The 1,852-nt window shown below is 32.4% G+C and carries 3 protein-coding genes and 1 pseudogene; all 4 read left to right on the forward strand.

The window, feature by feature from the left end; translation table 11 throughout:
- Positions 1–196 precede the first annotated feature (196 nt).
- The 4 genes and pseudogenes from DV740_RS15240 to DV740_RS14615 all read left to right on the forward strand — a co-directional run bounded on the left by DV740_RS15240 (position 197) and on the right by DV740_RS14615 (position 1,790).
- Positions 197–366, forward strand: a pseudogene (locus tag DV740_RS15240) (MLS leader peptide).
- 48 nt (positions 367–414) lie between these two features.
- On the forward strand, positions 415–498 hold the full coding sequence (locus DV740_RS14600; protein ID WP_023948524.1) for a 23S rRNA methyltransferase attenuation leader peptide: 84 nt from the start codon (positions 415–417) through the stop codon (positions 496–498).
- Between the two features lie 124 nt (positions 499–622).
- A complete protein-coding gene (gene erm(B) / locus DV740_RS14605; RefSeq protein ID WP_002292226.1) occupies positions 623–1,360 on the forward strand; it encodes a 23S rRNA (adenine(2058)-N(6))-methyltransferase Erm(B) in 738 nt (245 codons plus the stop codon).
- A gap of 145 nt (positions 1,361–1,505) precedes the next feature.
- Positions 1,506–1,790 (forward strand): topoisomerase C-terminal repeat-containing protein, encoded by a 285-nt coding sequence (locus tag DV740_RS14615; RefSeq protein ID WP_002326770.1) that lies wholly within the window; start codon positions 1,506–1,508, stop codon positions 1,788–1,790.
- The last annotated feature ends 62 nt before the right edge of the window (positions 1,791–1,852 follow it).

Genomic DNA, 1,852 nt, shown 5'->3' on the forward strand with positions numbered 1-1,852 from the left:
CCCTTTAAAGAGGGCTTTTATATATTAATCACAAATCACTTATCACAAATCACTTATCACAAATCACAAGTGATTTGTGATTGTTGATGATAAAATAAGAATAAGAAGAAATAGAAAGAAGTGAGTGATTGTGGGAAATTTAGGCGCACAAAAAGAAAAACGAAATGATACACCAATCAGTGCAAAAAAAGATATAATGGGAGATAAGACGGTTCGTGTTCGTGCTGACTTGCACCATATCATAAAAATCGAAACAGCAAAGAATGGCGGAAACGTAAAAGAAGTTATGGAAATAAGACTTAGAAGCAAACTTAAGAGTGTGTTGATATTGCAGTATCTTAAAATTTTGTGTATAATAGGAATTGAAGTTAAATTAGATGCTAAAAATTTGTAATTAAGAAGGAGGGATTCGTCATGTTGGTATTCCAAATGCGTAATGTAGATAAAACATCTACTATTTTGAAACAGACTAAAAACAGTGATTACGCAGATAAATAAATACGTTAGATTAATTCCTACCAGTGACTAATCTTATGACTTTTTAAACAGATAACTAAAATTACAAACAAATCGTTTAACTTCTGTATTTATTTACAGATGTAATCACTTCAGGAGTGATTACATGAACAAAAATATAAAATATTCTCAAAACTTTTTAACGAGTGAAAAAGTACTCAACCAAATAATAAAACAATTGAATTTAAAAGAAACCGATACCGTTTACGAAATTGGAACAGGTAAAGGGCATTTAACGACGAAACTGGCTAAAATAAGTAAACAGGTAACGTCTATTGAATTAGACAGTCATCTATTCAACTTATCGTCAGAAAAATTAAAACTGAATACTCGTGTCACTTTAATTCACCAAGATATTCTACAGTTTCAATTCCCTAACAAACAGAGGTATAAAATTGTTGGGAGTATTCCTTACCATTTAAGCACACAAATTATTAAAAAAGTGGTTTTTGAAAGCCATGCGTCTGACATCTATCTGATTGTTGAAGAAGGATTCTACAAGCGTACCTTGGATATTCACCGAACACTAGGGTTGCTCTTGCACACTCAAGTCTCGATTCAGCAATTGCTTAAGCTGCCAGCGGAATGCTTTCATCCTAAACCAAAAGTAAACAGTGTCTTAATAAAACTTACCCGCCATACCACAGATGTTCCAGATAAATATTGGAAGCTATATACGTACTTTGTTTCAAAATGGGTCAATCGAGAATATCGTCAACTGTTTACTAAAAATCAGTTTCATCAAGCAATGAAACACGCCAAAGTAAACAATTTAAGTACCGTTACTTATGAGCAAGTATTGTCTATTTTTAATAGTTATCTATTATTTAACGGGAGGAAATAATTCTATGAGTCGCTTTTTTAAATTTGGAAAGTTACACGTTACTAAAGGGAATGGAGATAAATTATTAGATATACTACTGACAGCTTCCAAGAAGCTAAAGAGGTCCCTAGCGCCTACGGGGAATTTGTATCGATAAGGGGTACAAATTCCCACTAAGCGCTCGGGACCCCTTGTAGGAAAATGTCCTAAGTGTGGCAACAATATTGTATTAAAAAAATCGTTTTATGGTTGTTCAAATTATCCTGAATGTAAGTTTACTTTAGCTGAACATTTTAGAAAGAAAAAACTAACCAAAACGAATGTAAAAGAATTACTGGAGGGAAAAGAAACCCTGGTAAAAGGAATCAAAAACAAAGAGAAAAAGCCCTACAATGCCGTTGTAAAAATTGGGGAAAAGGGATATATTGATTTTATCTCTTTTTCAAAATAAACATAAAAGCCCTTTAAAGAGGGCTTTTATATATTAATCACAAATCACTTATCACAAATCAC

The sequence above is a fragment of the Roseburia sp. AF02-12 genome, assembly GCF_003461765.1.
Classification (GTDB): domain Bacteria; phylum Bacillota; class Clostridia; order Lachnospirales; family Lachnospiraceae; genus Roseburia_C; species Roseburia_C amylophila.

Excerpts from the sequence above, each read along its gene's own strand:
- DV740_RS14600 (WP_023948524.1), top strand. The coding sequence starts at position 415 with ATGTTGGTATTCCAAATGCGTAATGTAGATAAAACATCTACTATTTTG.